At 45.8% G+C, this 16,801-nt stretch carries 17 protein-coding genes, 1 tRNA gene and 1 riboswitch; of the genes, 8 read left to right on the top strand and 10 right to left on the bottom strand.

The annotated features are described in order from the left end of the window. From gloA to L9Q40_RS14665, 9 genes are all read right to left on the bottom strand, one after another. The coding region (gene gloA, locus L9Q40_RS14705) for a lactoylglutathione lyase (RefSeq protein WP_498793724.1) at nt 1-342 on the bottom strand (342 nt) is incomplete at its 3' end. Between the two features lie 32 nt (nt 343-374). Then, nucleotides 375-1,016, bottom strand: a complete 642-nt coding sequence (gene nth / locus L9Q40_RS14700) for an endonuclease III (protein WP_014232543.1) — start codon at nt 1,014-1,016, stop codon at nt 375-377. Between the two features lie 75 nt (nt 1,017-1,091). After that, nucleotides 1,092-1,784, bottom strand: a complete 693-nt coding sequence (locus tag L9Q40_RS14695; protein WP_014232542.1) for an electron transport complex subunit E — start codon at nt 1,782-1,784, stop codon at nt 1,092-1,094. Then, nucleotides 1,781-2,416: an electron transport complex subunit RsxG gene (rsxG, locus tag L9Q40_RS14690; RefSeq protein ID WP_330471063.1), complete on the bottom strand. Its 636-nt coding sequence runs from the start codon at nt 2,414-2,416 to the stop codon at nt 1,781-1,783. Before rsxG ends, L9Q40_RS14695 begins: the two co-directional genes overlap by 4 nt. 7 nt (nt 2,417-2,423) lie before the next feature. Beyond that, nucleotides 2,424-3,470, bottom strand: coding sequence for an electron transport complex subunit RsxD (rsxD, locus tag L9Q40_RS14685; RefSeq protein ID WP_329350767.1), 1,047 nt, complete (start codon nt 3,468-3,470; stop codon nt 2,424-2,426). Next, a complete protein-coding gene (rsxC, locus tag L9Q40_RS14680; protein WP_498793723.1) occupies nt 3,470-6,190 on the bottom strand; it encodes an electron transport complex subunit RsxC in 2,721 nt (906 codons plus the stop codon). Before rsxC ends, rsxD begins: the two co-directional genes overlap by 1 nt. An 8-nt stretch (nt 6,191-6,198) precedes the next feature. After that, nucleotides 6,199-6,795: an electron transport complex subunit RsxB gene (gene rsxB, locus L9Q40_RS14675; RefSeq protein ID WP_498793721.1), complete on the bottom strand. Its 597-nt coding sequence runs from the start codon at nt 6,793-6,795 to the stop codon at nt 6,199-6,201. A gap of 3 nt (nt 6,796-6,798) precedes the next feature. Continuing rightward, the gene (rsxA, locus tag L9Q40_RS14670; protein ID WP_014232537.1) at nt 6,799-7,377 is read right to left on the bottom strand and encodes an electron transport complex subunit RsxA; all 579 of its coding nucleotides are present in this window, start codon (nt 7,375-7,377) and stop codon (nt 6,799-6,801) included. A gap of 339 nt (nt 7,378-7,716) precedes the next feature. Beyond that, nucleotides 7,717-7,792, bottom strand: a tRNA-Asn gene (locus L9Q40_RS14665). 569 nt (nt 7,793-8,361) lie between these two features. Between L9Q40_RS14665 and uvrB the strand changes: the two genes are divergently transcribed. The 3 genes from uvrB to luxU all read left to right on the top strand — a co-directional run bounded on the left by uvrB (nt 8,362) and on the right by luxU (nt 12,425). Then, nucleotides 8,362-10,392: an excinuclease ABC subunit UvrB gene (gene uvrB / locus L9Q40_RS14660; protein WP_498793719.1), complete on the top strand. Its 2,031-nt coding sequence runs from the start codon at nt 8,362-8,364 to the stop codon at nt 10,390-10,392. Between the two features lie 285 nt (nt 10,393-10,677). Continuing rightward, a complete protein-coding gene (gene luxO / locus L9Q40_RS14655) occupies nt 10,678-12,084 on the top strand; it encodes a quorum-sensing sigma-54 dependent transcriptional regulator LuxO (RefSeq protein ID WP_014232535.1) in 1,407 nt (468 codons plus the stop codon). After that, nucleotides 12,081-12,425 (top strand): quorum-sensing phosphorelay protein LuxU, encoded by a 345-nt coding sequence (luxU, locus tag L9Q40_RS14650; protein ID WP_020335671.1) that lies wholly within the window; start codon nt 12,081-12,083, stop codon nt 12,423-12,425. Before luxO ends, luxU begins: the two co-directional genes overlap by 4 nt. Before the next feature lie 77 nt (nt 12,426-12,502). Here the strand turns inward: luxU and L9Q40_RS14645 are convergent, their stop codons facing one another. After that, on the bottom strand, nt 12,503-13,399 hold the full coding sequence (locus tag L9Q40_RS14645) for a YvcK family protein (RefSeq protein ID WP_014232533.1): 897 nt from the start codon (nt 13,397-13,399) through the stop codon (nt 12,503-12,505). 180 nt (nt 13,400-13,579) lie between these two features. Next, nucleotides 13,580-13,717, top strand: a riboswitch (molybdenum cofactor riboswitch). Between L9Q40_RS14645 and moaA the strand changes: the two genes are divergently transcribed. The 5 genes from moaA (at nt 13,706) to moaE (ending at nt 16,526) form a co-directional block, all read left to right on the top strand. Next, on the top strand, nt 13,706-14,695 hold the full coding sequence (gene moaA / locus L9Q40_RS14640) for a GTP 3',8-cyclase MoaA (protein WP_014232532.1): 990 nt from the start codon (nt 13,706-13,708) through the stop codon (nt 14,693-14,695). Its footprint overlaps the riboswitch before it by 12 nt. A gap of 100 nt (nt 14,696-14,795) precedes the next feature. Beyond that, nucleotides 14,796-15,308 carry a molybdenum cofactor biosynthesis protein B gene (gene moaB / locus L9Q40_RS14635; RefSeq protein ID WP_014232531.1) on the top strand — a complete coding sequence of 171 codons (513 nt, stop codon included), beginning with the start codon at nt 14,796-14,798 and terminating at the stop codon, nt 15,306-15,308. 27 nt (nt 15,309-15,335) lie between these two features. Further along, nucleotides 15,336-15,815, top strand: a complete 480-nt coding sequence (gene moaC, locus L9Q40_RS14630) for a cyclic pyranopterin monophosphate synthase MoaC (protein WP_498793717.1) — start codon at nt 15,336-15,338, stop codon at nt 15,813-15,815. Then, the gene (gene moaD, locus L9Q40_RS14625) at nt 15,812-16,069 is read left to right on the top strand and encodes a molybdopterin synthase sulfur carrier subunit (protein ID WP_065297101.1); all 258 of its coding nucleotides are present in this window, start codon (nt 15,812-15,814) and stop codon (nt 16,067-16,069) included. The genes moaC and moaD overlap by 4 nt, the downstream gene beginning before the upstream one ends. A 1-nt stretch (nt 16,070) precedes the next feature. Continuing rightward, a complete protein-coding gene (gene moaE / locus L9Q40_RS14620; RefSeq protein ID WP_020335667.1) occupies nt 16,071-16,526 on the top strand; it encodes a molybdopterin synthase catalytic subunit MoaE in 456 nt (151 codons plus the stop codon). Nucleotides 16,527-16,801: the final 275 nt, after the last annotated feature.

The raw sequence follows: 16,801 nt of genomic DNA, 5'->3' as shown, positions 1-16,801 counted from the left end.
AGCGATGTGAGTCGTACCACCTTTAACCGGACCTGGTTCACGCGTTACATTACCGCCAACCGCTTTAATAGCGTCACAAGTCGTGTAGATGTCATCTACGCCGATTGCGATATGACCATAAGCATTGCCCAGGTCATACTCGGTTGTACCCCAGTTGTAAGTCAGCTCAATAACCGCACCTTCTGACTCATCGCCGAAGCCTAGGAAGGCAAGTGTGTACTCGTACTCTTTGTTTTCATTGGTACGAAGCAGCTTCATACCCATAACGTCAGTGTAAAATTGGATTGATTTGTCTAGATCACCAACGCGTAGCATAGTGTGTAGAATTCGACCGTTTGACATTTTTAACTCCTAGCTTTCATTTTCAAATAGCATTAACTATCTGGATATACTTTCTCTTTATATTCGCACAAATCTTCAATGATGCAGCTACCGCAGCGTGGCTTTCTCGCCAAACAAGTATAGCGTCCATGAAGAATGAGCCAGTGGTGAACATCGAGTTTAAACTCTTTAGGTACCACTTTTAATAGTTTGTGCTCGACATCATCGACCGTTTTGCCCATCGCAAATTTCGTGCGATTAGAGACACGATAAATATGCGTATCGACGGCAATGGTGGGCCAGCCAAAAGCGGTGTTGAGCACAACGTTTGCCGTTTTTCTTCCTACGCCCGGCAGAGCCTCAAGTGCTGCACGATCTTCCGGAACTTCACCATTGTGCTTTTCCAGCAAGATCTTACAGGTTTTAATGGTGTTTTCTGCTTTCGAATTAAACAGGCCAATGGTCTTGATGTACTCTTTTAAGCCATCGACACCCAAATCAAACATGCTCTGTGGCGTATTTGCTACAGGGAAGAGCTTGTCAGTGGCTTTGTTTACGCTCACATCCGTCGCTTGTGCTGAGAGCAATACAGCGATAAGCAGTTCAAAGGGAGAGTTCCAGTTTAGCTCGGTCTGAGGGTTTGGGTTGTTTTCCCTTAATCGTTCTAAAATTTCAATTCTTTTGACTTTGTTCATTGCGGATTTCCAGTACCGTCTTGGCGGATTAAAAAGGCCCTACGAATGGTAGAGCCTAATTTTTTATTCTGCGTACTAAGCGTTGGTGACGCGGGCACGTTCAATGGTCGGTTTTTCTTCTTTTGGTTGTCGTGCCTGAATCGAGTTATCGATAATATTTTTTAAAGCGATCAGCAAGCCAACACCAATGAAAGCGCCTGGTGGTAGCAGAGCCAGAAGGAAGCTGCTATCAAAGTGGAACACTTCAATTCTAAGTGACGCTGCCCAATCGCCTAGTAGTAAATCTGCACCGTCGAATAACGTGCCGTTACCAATGAGCTCACGCATTGCACCTAGTACAACTAGTACACTGGTCATGCCCAGACCCATCCATAAACCGTCTAACGCTGAAGGCAGTACATCGTTTTTAGACGCATAGGCTTCTGCGCGGCCGATAATAATACAGTTGGTTACGATCAGCGGGATAAAGATACCGAGTGAAAGATACAAACCGTATGCGTAAGCATTCATTAACAGCTGTACACAGGTAACCAGTGAAGCAATTATCATGACGAAGACCGGAATACGGACCTCTTTTGGCACGTAGTTACGGATAAGAGAGACCGTCACGTTTGAGCCGACCAGCACCAATAGCGTAGCAATGCCAAGGCCAAGTGCGTTTGTGATCGTAGATGACACAGCCAGCAGAGGACAAAGACCAAGCAATTGAACTAATGCCGGGTTGTTGCTCCACATGCCGTTTTTCATCAGCAGTTTGTTTTCACTCATTGGTTGCCTCCTGCGCAGTCTAGGGGCTGACTAAGAATCTCATCACGGGTGTTATTGACATAGTTTACGGTGTTTCTCACCACTTTGACCACTGCTCTTGGCGTAATTGTCGCGCCAGTAAATTGATCAAAATCACCGCCGTCTTTACGAACTCGCCAAGAGTTCCAGTTTGCTTCTGTAACCTCTTTTCCGGTGAAACTCAGGATCCAATCTGATACACGAAGGTCGATTTTATCGCCTAACCCCGGTGTTTCTTTTTGGCTAAGGACGCGAGTTCCCAGAATTTTCCCTTGGTTATCAATGCCAGTAATGACTTTGATCTCACCGTTGTAACCGTCTGGGGCGATGGACTCAATTGCAATTGCGGTTGGTTCGCCATTTTTAGTCGCAATATAAGCCGGCATTGCATGTAAGGTTCCAAGCTCTGGTGAGCTGACCATAGTGCACGCCTGCGTTAACGCGTTGTCATGCATGGTCTCAGGAATGACCTGATTAAGCACCGACAACAACTGTTTGCGTTCTTGTTGTTTGATTTGATCTTCGGTTAAGTACTGAGTCAATGCCACCAGACCTGTTGTGGCACAAGCAAAGATAGCGAGTGTCAGACCATTTTTTCTAATTGCGGTTAACATGTTTACCTCAGTGCCCGTAAGTTCTAGGTTTGGTGTAGTAGTCAATCAGTGGCACGCACATATTGGCTAGCAGAACGGCGAATGCAACGCCATCAGGGAATCCACCCCAACTGCGAATGATAAAGACGAGTGCACCAATTAGAGCGCCAAAAATTAGGCGACCTTTTACCGTAGTTGAAGCTGAGACTGGATCCGTAGCGATAAAGAAAGCACCCAGCATGGTCGCGCCCGATAGCAAGTGGAATATCGGGGACGCCGTTTCTCCCGGAGTGATCAGCGAGAATACCAGACTAAACAAGGTCAGACTCGCTAAGAAGCCCACCGGAATGTACCACTGGATGAGACGCTTTTTGATCATCACCAGGCCACCAATAAAGTAAGCAATATTGACCCATTGCCAACCAACACCCGCTAAACCAGAAAAAATCGGCTGTGACAGGATTTCACCTGGTGTTGCGCCAGTATGCAGCCCTGTTTTAAAAGCATCGAGTGGTGTTGCCATTGTCACGCCATCTACGCCTGCACGAACTTGCTGAAGTGATAGGCCATCACCATCAAACCCAGTAAAAATCAGTGACAGGACGTCGGCAAAATTCACGTGATCCGGAATCAGAGATGTCGGCACGCTCCAGCTCGTCATTTGAACCGGGAAGGAGATAAGCAGCACAACATAAGCCACCATCGCTGGGTTAAATAGATTTTGCCCAAGGCCACCATAGAGATGTTTGGCTATAACAATCGCAAACACTAAGCCGATCACAGTTAGCCACCAAGGAGACCAAGGCGGAATGGCAACAGCCAGCAGCCAAGCGGTAACGATGGCACTGTTATCTCGAAGTGCTCGCATTGGAGATCGCTTGCGGGCGACCATCACTAATGCTTCCAGAGATATCGCAACAGCAATGGCAAAAATAAGCTGGATCAGTGTACCCCAGCCAAAAAAGTAAGTTTGAGCCGCTAAACCAGGGATCGCACACAGTGCCACCCATTTCATTAAATCAGGCGTGCTACGACGACTGTGGGTATGCGGTGAGCTGGCTATAAAAAACGACATTACTCGTTCTCCTCGGTATTATTTTTATCTGCTTCTTGCTGAGCTTTACGTGCTTTCGCGCGAGCAATGGCAGCAGCGACAGCGGCTTTCTTCGGGTCTTCAATTTGCTCAGCCGGGGCTTCTTCAGCTGGTTTTGATTCTGCTTCCTGCTGAGCTTTGCGTGCTTTCGCACGAGCAATGGCAGCAGCGACAGCGGCTTTCTTCGGGTCTTCAGTTTGTTCAGCTGGCGCTTCATCTTCAGCAGGTTTTGCTTCTGATTCTTGCTGAGATTTACGCGCTTTCGCACGAGCAATGGCAGCGGCGACAGCGGCTTTCTTCGGATCGTCGGTTTGTTCAGCCGGCGCTTCATCTTCAGCAGGTTTTACTTCTGTTTCTTGCTGAGCTTTACGAGCTTTGGCACGTGCAATAGCCGCCGCGACAGCGGCTTTCTTTGGATCTTCCGCTTGTTCAGCCGGCGCTTCATCTTCAGCAGGTTTTGCTTCTGAATCTTGCTGAGCTTTACGAGCTTTGGCACGTGCAATAGCCGCAGCGACAGCGGCTTTCTTCGGATCGTCGGTTTGTTCAGCCGACGCTTCATCTTCAGCAGGTTTTACTTCTGTTTCTTGCTGAGCTTTACGAGCTTTGGCACGTGCAATAGCCGCCGCGACAGCGGCTTTCTTTGGATCTTCCGCTTGTTCAGCCGGAGCCTTTTCTTCAGCAGGTTTAGCTTCCGCTTCTTGTCCTGCCTTGCGTGCTTTCGCACGAGCAATGGCCGCCGCGACTGCTGCTTTTTTCGGATCGTCTGTTTGCTCAGCCGGCGCTTCATTTTCAGCAGGTTTTGCTTCTGCTTCTTGTCCTGCCTTGCGTGCTTTCGCACGAGCTATAGCCGCAGCAACCGCTGCTTTTTTATCTTCCGGTTCAGCAGACGTGGTGGTGTCTTCTTGCTGTGCCTTTTTAGCTTTGGCGCGAGCAATAGCAGCGGCCACGGCTGACTTTTTATCATCAGTATCGGCTGAACCTTCACTTTGCTCTTTTTCTGCTTTGCGTTCTCTAGCCAGGCGCTTGCGCTCTTCACGCAGCTTGGCCATCTCGGTGTTATCCGGTTCTGCAGCGCCTGCTTCCGCGGCAGCGGCTTGTTTGGCTTTTGCTTTCGCTATCGCAGCAGCAACCGCTGGTTTCACGGCAGGTTCTGCTTTCTCTTCTGCATTAGCTTTTTGAGCTTTCACACGCGCAATCGCAGCGGCTATCGCATCATCGCCACCTTTAGACTTCATGTCTTTGCGACGTTCATCAGCAGCTTTCTTGAAGCGGTTTTCTCGCTCTTCTTTTTCGCGCTCCATACGCGCTTTTTTCTCTTCAAAGCGCTGTTTTGCTCGCTCAGCCGCTTCTGCTTCTTGCGCTCGGGTGCGAATTTCGGCTTTTGCCTGGCGATAGTATTGCACCAGTGGAATTTCACTTGGGCAAACAAATGCACACGCACCACACTCAATACAGTCTTTGAGGTTTAACTCTTCAAGCTTTTCATATTCTTCTGCTTTGGAATGCCAAAGTAGTTGCTGAGGAAGCAGTGACGCCGGGCAGGCTTCAGCACATTGACCACAGCGGATACATTCCATTTCGTATTGACTGGCTGAGATCTCAAAGCGAGTTGGCGCAAGAATACAGTTGGCCGTCTTGGTAATCGGAACATGGGAGTGGGGCAGTGTGAATCCCATCATTGGGCCGCCCATGATCAAACGTTGGAGCTTTTTATCGGCCTTGTAGCCAAACTCATCTAGCAACGCTTGAACAGGTGTTCCCAAAAGAGCCCATACGTTGCGTGGCGTCTTAAAAGTTTTACCTGTCAGAGTGACAACGCGTTCAATCATTGGCTCGCCATCAATGACGGCACGTTTGATTGAATACAAAGAACCTACGTTTTGAACCAGAATGCCGATATCAGCAGGGATCGCACCGCTCGGTACTTCTTTGTTGGTCAGAATTTTGATCAGTTGCTTTTCGCCACCTGAAGGGTATTTCGTTGGAATGACGCGGATAACAATGTCTTTGTTTAAAGCTGCATTCTCCAATGCTTTGATCGCATCTGGCTTGTTATCTTCGATACCAATGATCGTCAGTTTTGGTTTTAGGATATGTTCGACAATCTCAATGCCCTGAATCAGTTCATCGGCATGTTCCTGAATAAGTTTGTCGTCGGCTGTAATATATGGCTCACATTCCGCTGCGTTGACAATCAGGATTTCCGTTCGAGCAACACCAGATTGAATTTTCTTCGCGGTTGGGAAACCTGCGCCACCCATACCCGAAATACCCGCAAGACGGATAACGTCGATTAGCGCATCTGCAGATTCTTGTGTGTAATCGACAACAGGGGTTTTCTTACACCACGTATCTTTACCGTCAGGCGCGATAACCGCGCACAGTTCACTTAGCCCTGATGGGTGAGCGACCGTTCTAGGTTCGATCGCGGTGATTTTACCTGATGTTGGCGCATGAACAGGTACCGTAAAACCGGTTTCGGATTGTGTTAAAGGCTGGCCTTTTAGTACATTGTCACCTGCGGCAACAAGTAGGTTACCTGCTTTACCAATATGCTGTTTCAATGGCAGAACGATCTCTGCCGGAATTGCTGCGCGTAGTAATTCTGCTTTATTGGATTGTTTTTTATTTTCTGCCGGATGCACACCGCCTGGGAAATCCCAAAGCGACCCAGTACGAATTTGTTCAATCAAAGACAACATACGAAACCTTAATTAATTGAATCTTTCACGTTCGCTGCATCTTTGGCAGCATCCGTAATATCCACAACTGGAATGGTATTAAGTTTCCACTTCCAGCTGTCTGTGGTGGTTGCCACAGGAATCATTTCAATACAGTCAGTCGGACATGGTGCTACGCACAAGTCACAACCAGTACATTCTTCTTTGATAACGGTATGAAGGGCCTTGGTGCCACCAACAATGGCATCGACAGGACAAGCCTGAATGCATTTGGTACAGCCAATGCACATGTCTTCATGAATGAACGCGACCGTAGGAACTTTATTATCAAGATCGTGTGCCGACTCTTCTGGCTCTATGCCCATGAGATCAGCTAGCTTTTCTATTGTTGCCTGACCGCCAGGAGGACATTTGTTGATATGGTCACCATTAGCAATCGCCTCTGCATATGGGCGACAGCCTGGATAGCCACATTGGCCACACTGGGTTTGAGGCAAAATAGCATCGATCTGATCGACGATAGGGTCCGCCTCAACTTTGAAGCGAATGGAAGCAAATCCGAGGATGGCTCCGAAAATCGCAGCAAGCACAGCGAGTGCGATGATCGCAATTAGAATCGTACTCATCGTTTACTTCACCAAACCAGTAAAGCCCATAAAGGCAAGCGACATCAAACCAGCAGTGATCATAGCGATAGAGGCCCCTTTAAAAGGAAGCGGTACATCTGCGGCAGCAATTCGCTCACGCATAGAGGCAAATAGAATTAATACCATAGAAAAACCGACTGCTGCACCAAAGCCATAAATGATAGATTCGATGAAGTTATGGTTCTCATTGATATTGAGCAGCGCAACACCAAGTACCGCACAGTTAGTGGTAATGAGCGGTAAGAAGATGCCGAGTAGGCGATAGAGTGTCGGGCTGGTTTTGTGCACAACCATCTCTGTGAACTGAACCACAACAGCGATAACCAAGATGAAACTCATGGTTCTTAGATATTCGATACCTAATGGGCGAAGGATGTAGCTTTCTACTAAATATGAACACACCGACGCGAGCGTTAGCACGAAAGTGGTTGCTAAGCCCATACCTATTGCTGTTTCCAGTTTTTTGGACACGCCCATAAACGGACAGAGGCCCAAAAATTTTACCAGTACAAAGTTGTTTACCAGCACAGTGCCGACTAACAACAAAACATATTCGGTCATAGTTTTTACGTTCTTAAAATCCGATCCCAATATTATCGTGTTTTGTGACACCAATAACAACCAGTGAACGATGTGGTTTTATATACACGGTGGAAAAATAGCCGTCTATGTGATTCAGATAGATGAATTTTTATCGAAATAAGAGATTTGGTGAATGATTTGTAAGACAAAAGAGGAGAAGAGGATTGTTGCTTATGCAGATTTTGACGCATTTTGTCGGAAAGTGACTCGGGTGGCTAAGTGGCCCAAAACTTCGGTCTGAGACATTCACTTGGAACAAATCATTCGTAGTTTGGAAACGAAAAAGCCGCGTCTTACGACACGGCTTTTCCTTGAATTTGGCTCCCCCTGCGGGACTCGAACCTGCGACATACGGATTAACAGTCCGCCGTTCTACCAACTGAACTAAGGGGGAATTGCTTTGCTTGAAAGCGGGGCAAATCTTACCGACCCCAAAATCTACTGTCAACAGGAATAAAATACATTTTTTTGAAAAAATATCACGGTTGGCTCTTTACTTTTTTGTATGGCTTACCAGTAAAGGGCTAGGGTTACTTATCCACTAAATTTGTGGATAAGTATGTTGATGAAATCTGAGTAAAGTTAATTGATATGCAACACGGTTTATTTTTCTGCATTTGTAAGCAGGATTATGCACTAATTAGGCAGATAATACAGAGGTTTATTGGTAATCAAGTAGAAATAGTCAAAGTGGATAAAAATTAGACTTTAGGGGATAAGCTTACTTTGTACTGCTTTTTGGGGAAAAGTTGTGGAAATATGATAAATGATATTTGAGAATAATCATTGACTAGGGCGACGTACTATATCAGAGCATCTCAGGTAAGGCTATAGCGAGTTGTACAAAGGCACAAATTTAATAGTAATGGTCGATAATACTCCGACAGGCATAGATTTCATTGACTAAGGTGTATATATAGTGTGTATATATACAGTTAGTCCGTAGTAGAGTTAAGGAACGGTATGAGCAAAGTTTATGAGCTGGTTTCTAGTTATCAGCCATCAGGAGATCAACCCGATGCAATTAAGCAATTACTTGAGGGGTTAGACTCGGGTTTAGCACATCAGACACTGTTAGGTGTGACAGGTTCAGGTAAGACATTCACATTAGCGAATGTGATCGCTCAAGCGCAACGTCCTGCAATTTTGCTCGCACCTAACAAAACTCTGGCCGCGCAGCTTTATGGAGAGATGAAGTCATTTTTCCCGAATAATGCGGTTGAGTATTTCGTTTCTTACTACGATTACTACCAGCCAGAAGCTTATGTGCCAACCACCGATACGTTTATCGAAAAAGACGCATCTGTTAACGCTCACATTGAACAGATGCGATTATCCGCGACCAAAGCGTTATTAGAGCGTAAAGATGCCATTATCGTCGCGTCGGTCTCTGCCATTTACGGTTTGGGTGATCCTGAGTCTTATCTGCAAATGATGTTGCATTTACGTCGTGGCGATGTGATCGACCAACGTGACATGCTTCGTCGCTTGGCTGAGCTGCAATACTCACGTAACGATGTAGCCTTTGAGCGAGGCCAGTTTCGCGTTCGTGGTGAAGTGATTGATATCTTTCCTGCTGAATCCGATCAAGATGCAGTTCGAGTTGAAATGTTTGATGACGAAGTCGACTGCATCAGCGTGTTTGATCCACTTACCGGAGTCGTTAAACAGCGCGATTTACCGCGTTATACCATCTATCCGAAAACGCATTACGTTACGCCTCGCGATCGTGTCCTGGAAGCGATTGAAAATATCAAAGTGGAACTCGAAGTACGCAAAAAGCAGTTATTGGACAATAATAAGCTGTTGGAAGAGCAACGTATCAGTCAGCGTACACAGTTCGATATCGAGATGATGAATGAGCTTGGATTCTGCTCGGGAATCGAAAACTACTCTCGTTACCTCAGTGGTCGCGCTGAGGGAGAGCCGCCACCGACACTTTTTGATTATCTACCCCATGATGGTTTATTGATTATTGACGAGTCACACGTAACCGTCCCACAAATTGGCGCCATGTATAAAGGTGACCGTTCTCGTAAAGAAACGCTGGTGGAATTCGGGTTTCGTTTACCTTCAGCACTGGATAACCGCCCGCTTAAATTTGAAGAGTTTGAGTCGCTTGCGCCGCAGACTATTTTTGTTTCAGCGACACCGGGTAACTATGAGCTCGAAAAATCCGATGGCGATATTGCTGATCAAGTTGTTCGCCCTACGGGATTACTTGATCCTGTACTGGAAGTTCGTCCCGTCGCGACGCAGGTCGATGATCTGCTTTCCGAGATTCGTATTCGTGCGGTGAAAGATGAACGAGTCCTCGTCACAACGTTGACCAAACGCATGGCAGAAGATTTGACCGAATACCTGCATGAACACGATGTTCGCGTACGTTATCTTCACTCCGATATTGATACCGTAGAGCGAGTTGAGATTATTCGAGATCTTCGACTAGGCGAATTTGACGTGCTTGTCGGTATCAACTTATTACGAGAAGGTTTGGATATGCCGGAAGTGTCGCTGGTGGCGATATTGGATGCTGATAAAGAAGGCTTCTTGCGCTCGGAACGCTCACTGATCCAGACTATCGGCCGTGCTGCTCGAAACATCGAAGGTAAGGCCATTTTGTATGCCGACTCCATCACCAAGTCGATGAAGAAAGCGATGGATGAAACCAACCGTCGTCGTGAGAAGCAGCAAGCGTACAATGAAGAAATGGGGATTGTACCGCAGGCATTGACGCGCAATATCAAAGACATCATGGAGCTAGGTGATATCACTAAGTCCAAACGTCAGCGTACTGGTAAACAGGTTCCATTATCGAAAGTCGCGGAGCCGTCTCAGTCTTATGAAGTCATGTCGCCACAACAGTTGGAAAAAGAAATCAGCAGACTGGAAGCAGCGATGTACCAGCATGCTCAAGATCTTGAGTTTGAGCTGGCGGCTGAAAAACGTGATGAGATTGAAAAACTGCGTGCTCAGTTTATCGCTAATAGCTGATCTTCACGCTAATCACTGATTAACCTGATATTGCAGGAAAAAAAGAAGCCAATAGGCAGTCGTTTCTATTGGCTTTATTTGCGAACATAATGTTCACTAACAACGTCAGTTGGCTAGGTGACCCGAGGGGTCATAGTTAATCGAGCATGATTTATGCCAAATTCTTAACTTATTGATCTCTGTTTTTATTGATCTAAATTGCCCCTGATTTATGTATTGTTATTTGCATAATGCAAAGCGTAATGCGATTATTGTTTAAAAGATTACAAAAAAGCTAGCTAGGTTATGCAACAACAAACTACTAAAGATCCAAAGGCTCGTTATCTGCTAATGGTCGAGGATACTGCGTCGGTTGCGGCGTTGTATCGCTCTTACCTGACGCCACTAGGTATTGACATCAACATTGTTGGTACCGGGCGTGATGCGATCGAAAGTCTGAAACATCGTATCCCCGATCTTATTCTGCTTGATCTTCGTCTGCCTGATATGACGGGGATGGATGTTTTACATGCCGTTAAACAAAGTCACCCAGATGTTCCTATCATCTTTATGACTGCACACGGCTCTATCGACACTGCGGTAGAAGCGATGCGTCATGGCTCTCAAGACTTTTTGATTAAACCGTGTGAAGCCGACCGATTACGTGTCACGGTGAACAACGCAATACGAAAAGCGACCAAGTTAAAAAACGAAGCGGATAATCCTGGTAACCAGAATTATCAGGGTTTCATCGGTAGTAGCCAAACCATGCAGCAGGTTTACCGCACCATTGACTCAGCCGCGAGCAGTAAGGCGAGTATTTTCATTACTGGTGAAAGTGGTACGGGTAAAGAGGTGTGTGCCGAAGCTATCCATGCCGCAAGTAAACGTGGTGACAAACCTTTTATTGCGATTAACTGTGCAGCGATCCCTAAAGACCTGATTGAAAGTGAGTTGTTTGGTCACGTAAAAGGCGCGTTTACTGGTGCGGCGAATGATCGTCAAGGTGCGGCAGAATTAGCGGATGGCGGTACGCTTTTCCTCGATGAATTGTGTGAAATGGATTTGGACTTACAGACCAAGTTGTTGCGATTTATCCAGACTGGTACCTTCCAGAAAGTCGGTTCATCAAAAATGAAGAGCGTGGATGTACGTTTTGTGTGTGCCACCAACCGTGACCCTTGGAAAGAGGTTCAGGAAGGGCGCTTTCGTGAAGACCTATATTACCGCTTATACGTAATACCATTGCATCTTCCACCTTTGCGTGAGCGTGGCGAAGACGTTGTCGAAATTGCTTATTCTTTATTGGGTTATATGTCTCATGAAGAGGGGAAAGGCTTTGTACGCTTTTCGCAAGAAGTGATAGATCGATTTAATAACTATGAATGGCCCGGTAACGTACGTCAGTTACAAAACGTGCTTCGCAATATCGTGGTGTTAAATCACGGTAAAGAAATTACTTTGGATATGCTTCCGCCTCCATTGAATCAACCTTTGGAGCGTAAGACATCAAGCGCCACAGTTGAGTCTCAAGTGATGACAGCCTCGGACATTGTGCCACTGTGGATTACTGAAAAAACGGCGATTGAACGCGCAATTGAAGCGTGTGACGGTAATATTCCTCGAGCGGCAGGGTATCTAGATGTCAGTCCATCGACGATTTACCGTAAGCTACAAGCATGGAACAGCAAGGATGAGCGGCAAAAGGTATGAGCATGAATATACTTAACCAGAAGAAAATAGACGATCTGTCCATGGAGATTGGCAGCGACAATGTACCAGTGTTGCTTGATATTTTTTTAGGTGAAATAGACACTTACATTAGAAACTTATCTCAGTTCGATGACGCCGATCAACTGGTATATTTGAAAGAAATCAGCCATGCGTTAAAAAGCAGTGCTGCCAGTTTTGGTGCTGATCGTTTGTGTGACTTAGCAATCTCTATTGATAAGAAAGCGAAAGCGGGAGAGTTGGCGGTAGAAGGAGAAGAAGCCACTACCATGATCGACGTTCTGCGCGATACACAAGAGGTTTACCGCTCCTGGAGCCTATAACCGACAAGAAGTGACAGTGAAGTTTAAAAGTAAAGCCCCTCACATTCAGTGAAGGGCTTTACTGTTTCTGGATAAGATTAACTCTGGCTAACAAGTTGATCTTCGATGGCTTTCTTGAGTTTATTACGATCATGACGCCAGTCGCGATTGCTTGAAGCCAGTGACTCGGTGACCACATTCCATCTATCGAGCACTTCTTGTTCTGCTTTTTCAGCAAGAACGACATCGATTTTTCTGCCTTGCAATGCTCGCTCACACCATTCTAATTTTTGCTCCATGCTCATACGACCGGCAGGACCATATTCCGGACTCAAGTTCGCGACAAAAATGACTTTGGCGTTTTTATTGTTGGCGATCGCTTTACCTAGCTCTGGCAATAACAGTGGTGGCATGATGCTGGTCAGAAAGCTTCCCGGCCCCAGAACAATGGCATTAGCCTCTGATAATGCTGCCACTGCTTCTTTTGTTGCGGGTACTTCAGGAGATAGGTCTAAACGGCGAAGGTCAGCCTCCATGTGGTCGACATTGGTTTCTCCGGTGACCCATTTGCCATCGACAGATAGGGCAGACAGATCGGATGGGTGCTCTGACATAGGTAGAATATTCACATCGACTTTAAGCATATTGCGAATAAGATTGATCGCATCCAATGGACGGACCGAAAGGTTGTCCAGAGCGGTGAGCATTAAATTTCCCAAATTGTGACCATCAAGTTCGCCACTGCCCTTGAAGCGATACTCGAACATCATTGAACTGATTGATGGTTCAGTGATCAACTGGTTGATGCAGTTGCGCATATCACCCCAAGCGATACCACCCTGACAATGACGAATTCGGCCAGTGGAGCCGCCATTATCAGTGGTAGCGACGATGCCCGTCGCGTTGCCACGAAAATCGCTCAGTGCTGCTAACATTCTACCTAAACCATGGCCACCGCCAACTGCGACTACTTTGTTATCCGTATAGATACTCATACGTTACATTCTTCTAATAAAATTCGTAAAAACGGCTACAATTTAACGTAATGAGTGCACTAACGGTACTCACTTAGCGGTAAATTGTGTGACTTGAGATATTTTTTAGTGCTCAAGTCTGGATTCCCTTATAAATATTCAGTATTTTACACAGCAAAGCTATCAGAGTTTTACTTTCTCTGGTTGCCATAACTCCGAGCTCACAACACTAAGTTCGATTAAGGATAGGTGTTCTGAGCCAGTGGCATACTGCCACAAGGGCTTGGTTGGAAATGACCACGCCTCCCGTGTTTGGAAAGGTGTTCCGTGGCGCAACAATTCGAAGACAAATTTCATCGTAAATTCTATTACTTACGTCTGTCTGTAACTGACGTTTGTAATTTCAAATGTACCTATTGCCTGCCTGATGGTTATAAACCTTCGGGCAAAAAAAACTCGTCTTTTTTATCGCTACCTGAAATTAAGCGGGTAGTCACCGCGTTTGCAGATTGTGGTACTTCAAAAGTCCGCATTACAGGCGGTGAGCCAAGTTTACGTAAGGACTTTACTGACATCATCCATGCTGTCGCAACGACACCTGGTATTGAGAAAGTCGCGACAACGACAAATGGCTATCGCATGGCCAAACAGGTTGCAGACTGGCGCGAAGCTGGCCTCACGCACATCAATGTGAGTGTGGATAGTCTGGACCCACGCATGTTCCATCAAATCACGGGTGAAAATAAGTTCACCGAAGTGATGAATGGTATCGAGCGTGCGTTTGAAGTCGGCTATGAACAAGTGAAAGTGAACGTGGTGTTGATGAAAGATCTCAACCATCACGAGCTGCCTGCCTTCCTCAACTGGATCAAAGATAGACCAATTCAATTGCGTTTTATTGAACTGATGCAGACGGGTGAAATGGATGACTTGTTTAATAAGCATCACGTTTCTGGTGTTGCGATCCGTAATCAGCTCATTGCTAATGGATGGCTACTGAAAGTCCGTTCTCACAATGATGGCCCTGCTCAGGTATTTGTTCACCCGGATTACAAGGGTGAAATTGGGCTAATTATGCCTTATGAGAAGGACTTTTGTGAAAGCTGTAACCGGCTTCGTGTTTCTGCCATGGGTAAGCTGCATCTATGTTTGTTTGGCGAGCATGGCATTGACTTACGTGACCTTCTGCAAGGTGATGAACAAGAGAATGAGTTAATTGAGCGTATTCAAGCTCAGCTGCAGACTAAGTCTGTCAGTCACTTTTTGCATGATGGCAACACTGGGATGACGCCTCATCTCGCGTCCATTGGCGGCTAACATCACACAACTTTTATAGAGGAAGCTCGCGGGCTTTCTCGATGATATTTCCTGAATCGATATAACGAATCCAAGCTAACTTTAGAGAATAGGTGAACTAATGGGTCACGCTGAAAGCAAATTTCAACCTGCAAATATTGCCGTTCTAACGGTATCTGACACTCGTACTGAAGAAAATGACACATCAGGTCGCTACCTTGTAGAACACGCCCAGGAAGCCGGTCACAATGTCGTTGATAAGCAAATCGTCATTGATGATATGTATAAGATTCGAGCGATTGTTTCTCAATGGATCGCAGACGAAAACGTACAAGCGGTCATGATCACCGGTGGTACAGGTTTTACTTCTCGTGACAGCACTCCAGAAGCACTTAAGCCGCTGTTTGATAAAGAAGTGGAAGGCTTTGGCGAGTTATTCCGTATGGTTTCTTATGAAGAGATTGGCACATCGACTATCCAGTCACGTGCAATTGCTGGTTTTGCTAACCATACCGTCATCTTTGCTATGCCAGGGTCTACAGGTGCATGCCGCACTGGTTGGACGAAAATAATCAAGCAGCAGATGGACGCAAGTCACCGCCCTTGTAACTTTATGCCACACCTATCTGTATAACCTTTTCTACTAAGTGAAGGAAAAGCAATGACCCAATTTACACACATTAATGCATCCGGCGAAGCTAACATGGTCGATGTTTCAGCGAAAATGGAAACAGTACGTGAAGCAAGAGCAGAAGCATTTGTGCACATGGCACCAGAAACTCTCGAGTTGATTGTCTCTGGTCAACATCATAAAGGCGATGTGTTTGCTACCGCACGTATAGCAGGTATTCAAGCCGCGAAAAAAACCTGGGATCTGATTCCGCTTTGTCATCCGCTTTTACTGTCTAAAGTTGAAGTTCAGTTAGAAGCGATTGAATCGGAGAGCAAGGTTCGTATCGAGTCTGTTTGTAAACTTGCAGGTAAAACAGGCGTAGAGATGGAAGCGCTAACGGCGGCTTCTGTTGCAGCGTTGACTATTTATGACATGTGTAAAGCGGTGCAAAAAGATATGGTCATTGGTCAGGTTCGTCTTCTTGAGAAGACGGGCGGAAAGTCAGGACACTTCAAGGCAGAATCATGATTAAAGTACTTTTCTTCGCTCAGACACGTGAGTTGGTGGGAATCGACAGTGTTGATTTAGAAGGGCAGTTTGAAACGGTAGAAGCGGTTCGTGCTCATTTGGTCGAAAAGGGCACGGAAAAAGACGGCAAGTGGGACTTGGCTCTCGAGCCCGGAAAGCTACTTGCAGCAGTTAACCAGTCTATTGTGCCGTTAGATACTGAAGTGAAATCGGGAGACGAAGTGGCATTCTTCCCGCCAGTGACTGGAGGTTAAGATGGATCCTCGTGTTTCTGTACAGGCTGAAGATTTTTCTGTCGATCAAGAATACCAAGGTTTATCCGAAGGAACGTCTTCTGGTGCCGTCGTGACATTTATCGGTAAAGTGCGCGATATGAACTTAGGCGATAACGTTGTTGGTCTGCATCTAGAACATTATCCTGGTATGACAGAAAAGAGCCTTATCGACATTTGTAATCAAGCTGAAGATCGTTGGCCATTACTTGGTGTGCGTGTTATCCACCGTATTGGTGATTTGGATATCGGTGATCAAATTGTTTTTGTTGGTGTTTCTAGCGCTCATCGAGGTGCGGCATTTGAAGCGTGCGAATTCATTATGGATTATCTAAAAACGAAAGCACCATTTTGGAAAAAAGAACGCACAACGACTGAAAATCGCTGGATTGAATCAAGAGACACTGATCACAAAGCTGCACAGCGTTGGCAAAAGTAGAGTAGAAAGTATTTCTCGCACAATGAAAGTTAAAAGCTAAGCATTACAGGTGCTTAGCTTTTTTTATATTTACCTTTTTATATATAAAGGTTGTACATTTATTGCCCACATAAAACGCAAGCTATTCGTCTCTATTACTCCATAAATTTGCACAATATTGGATCGCTCTAAACAATACATAAGCAAACGTTTGCTAAGTTCTTTGTGTCAGAAGTGTTAAGTTTGTGCATATGATTAGTATATGATGCTGCTAATTGGTTTAAATTTAGATTAAT

Source organism: Allocatenococcus thiocycli (genome assembly GCF_921292965.1).
Classification (GTDB): domain Bacteria; phylum Pseudomonadota; class Gammaproteobacteria; order Enterobacterales; family Vibrionaceae; genus Vibrio; species Vibrio natriegens.
Note: the sequence above shows the minus strand (reverse complement) of the source record. Positions and strands in the feature narration are given on the sequence as shown.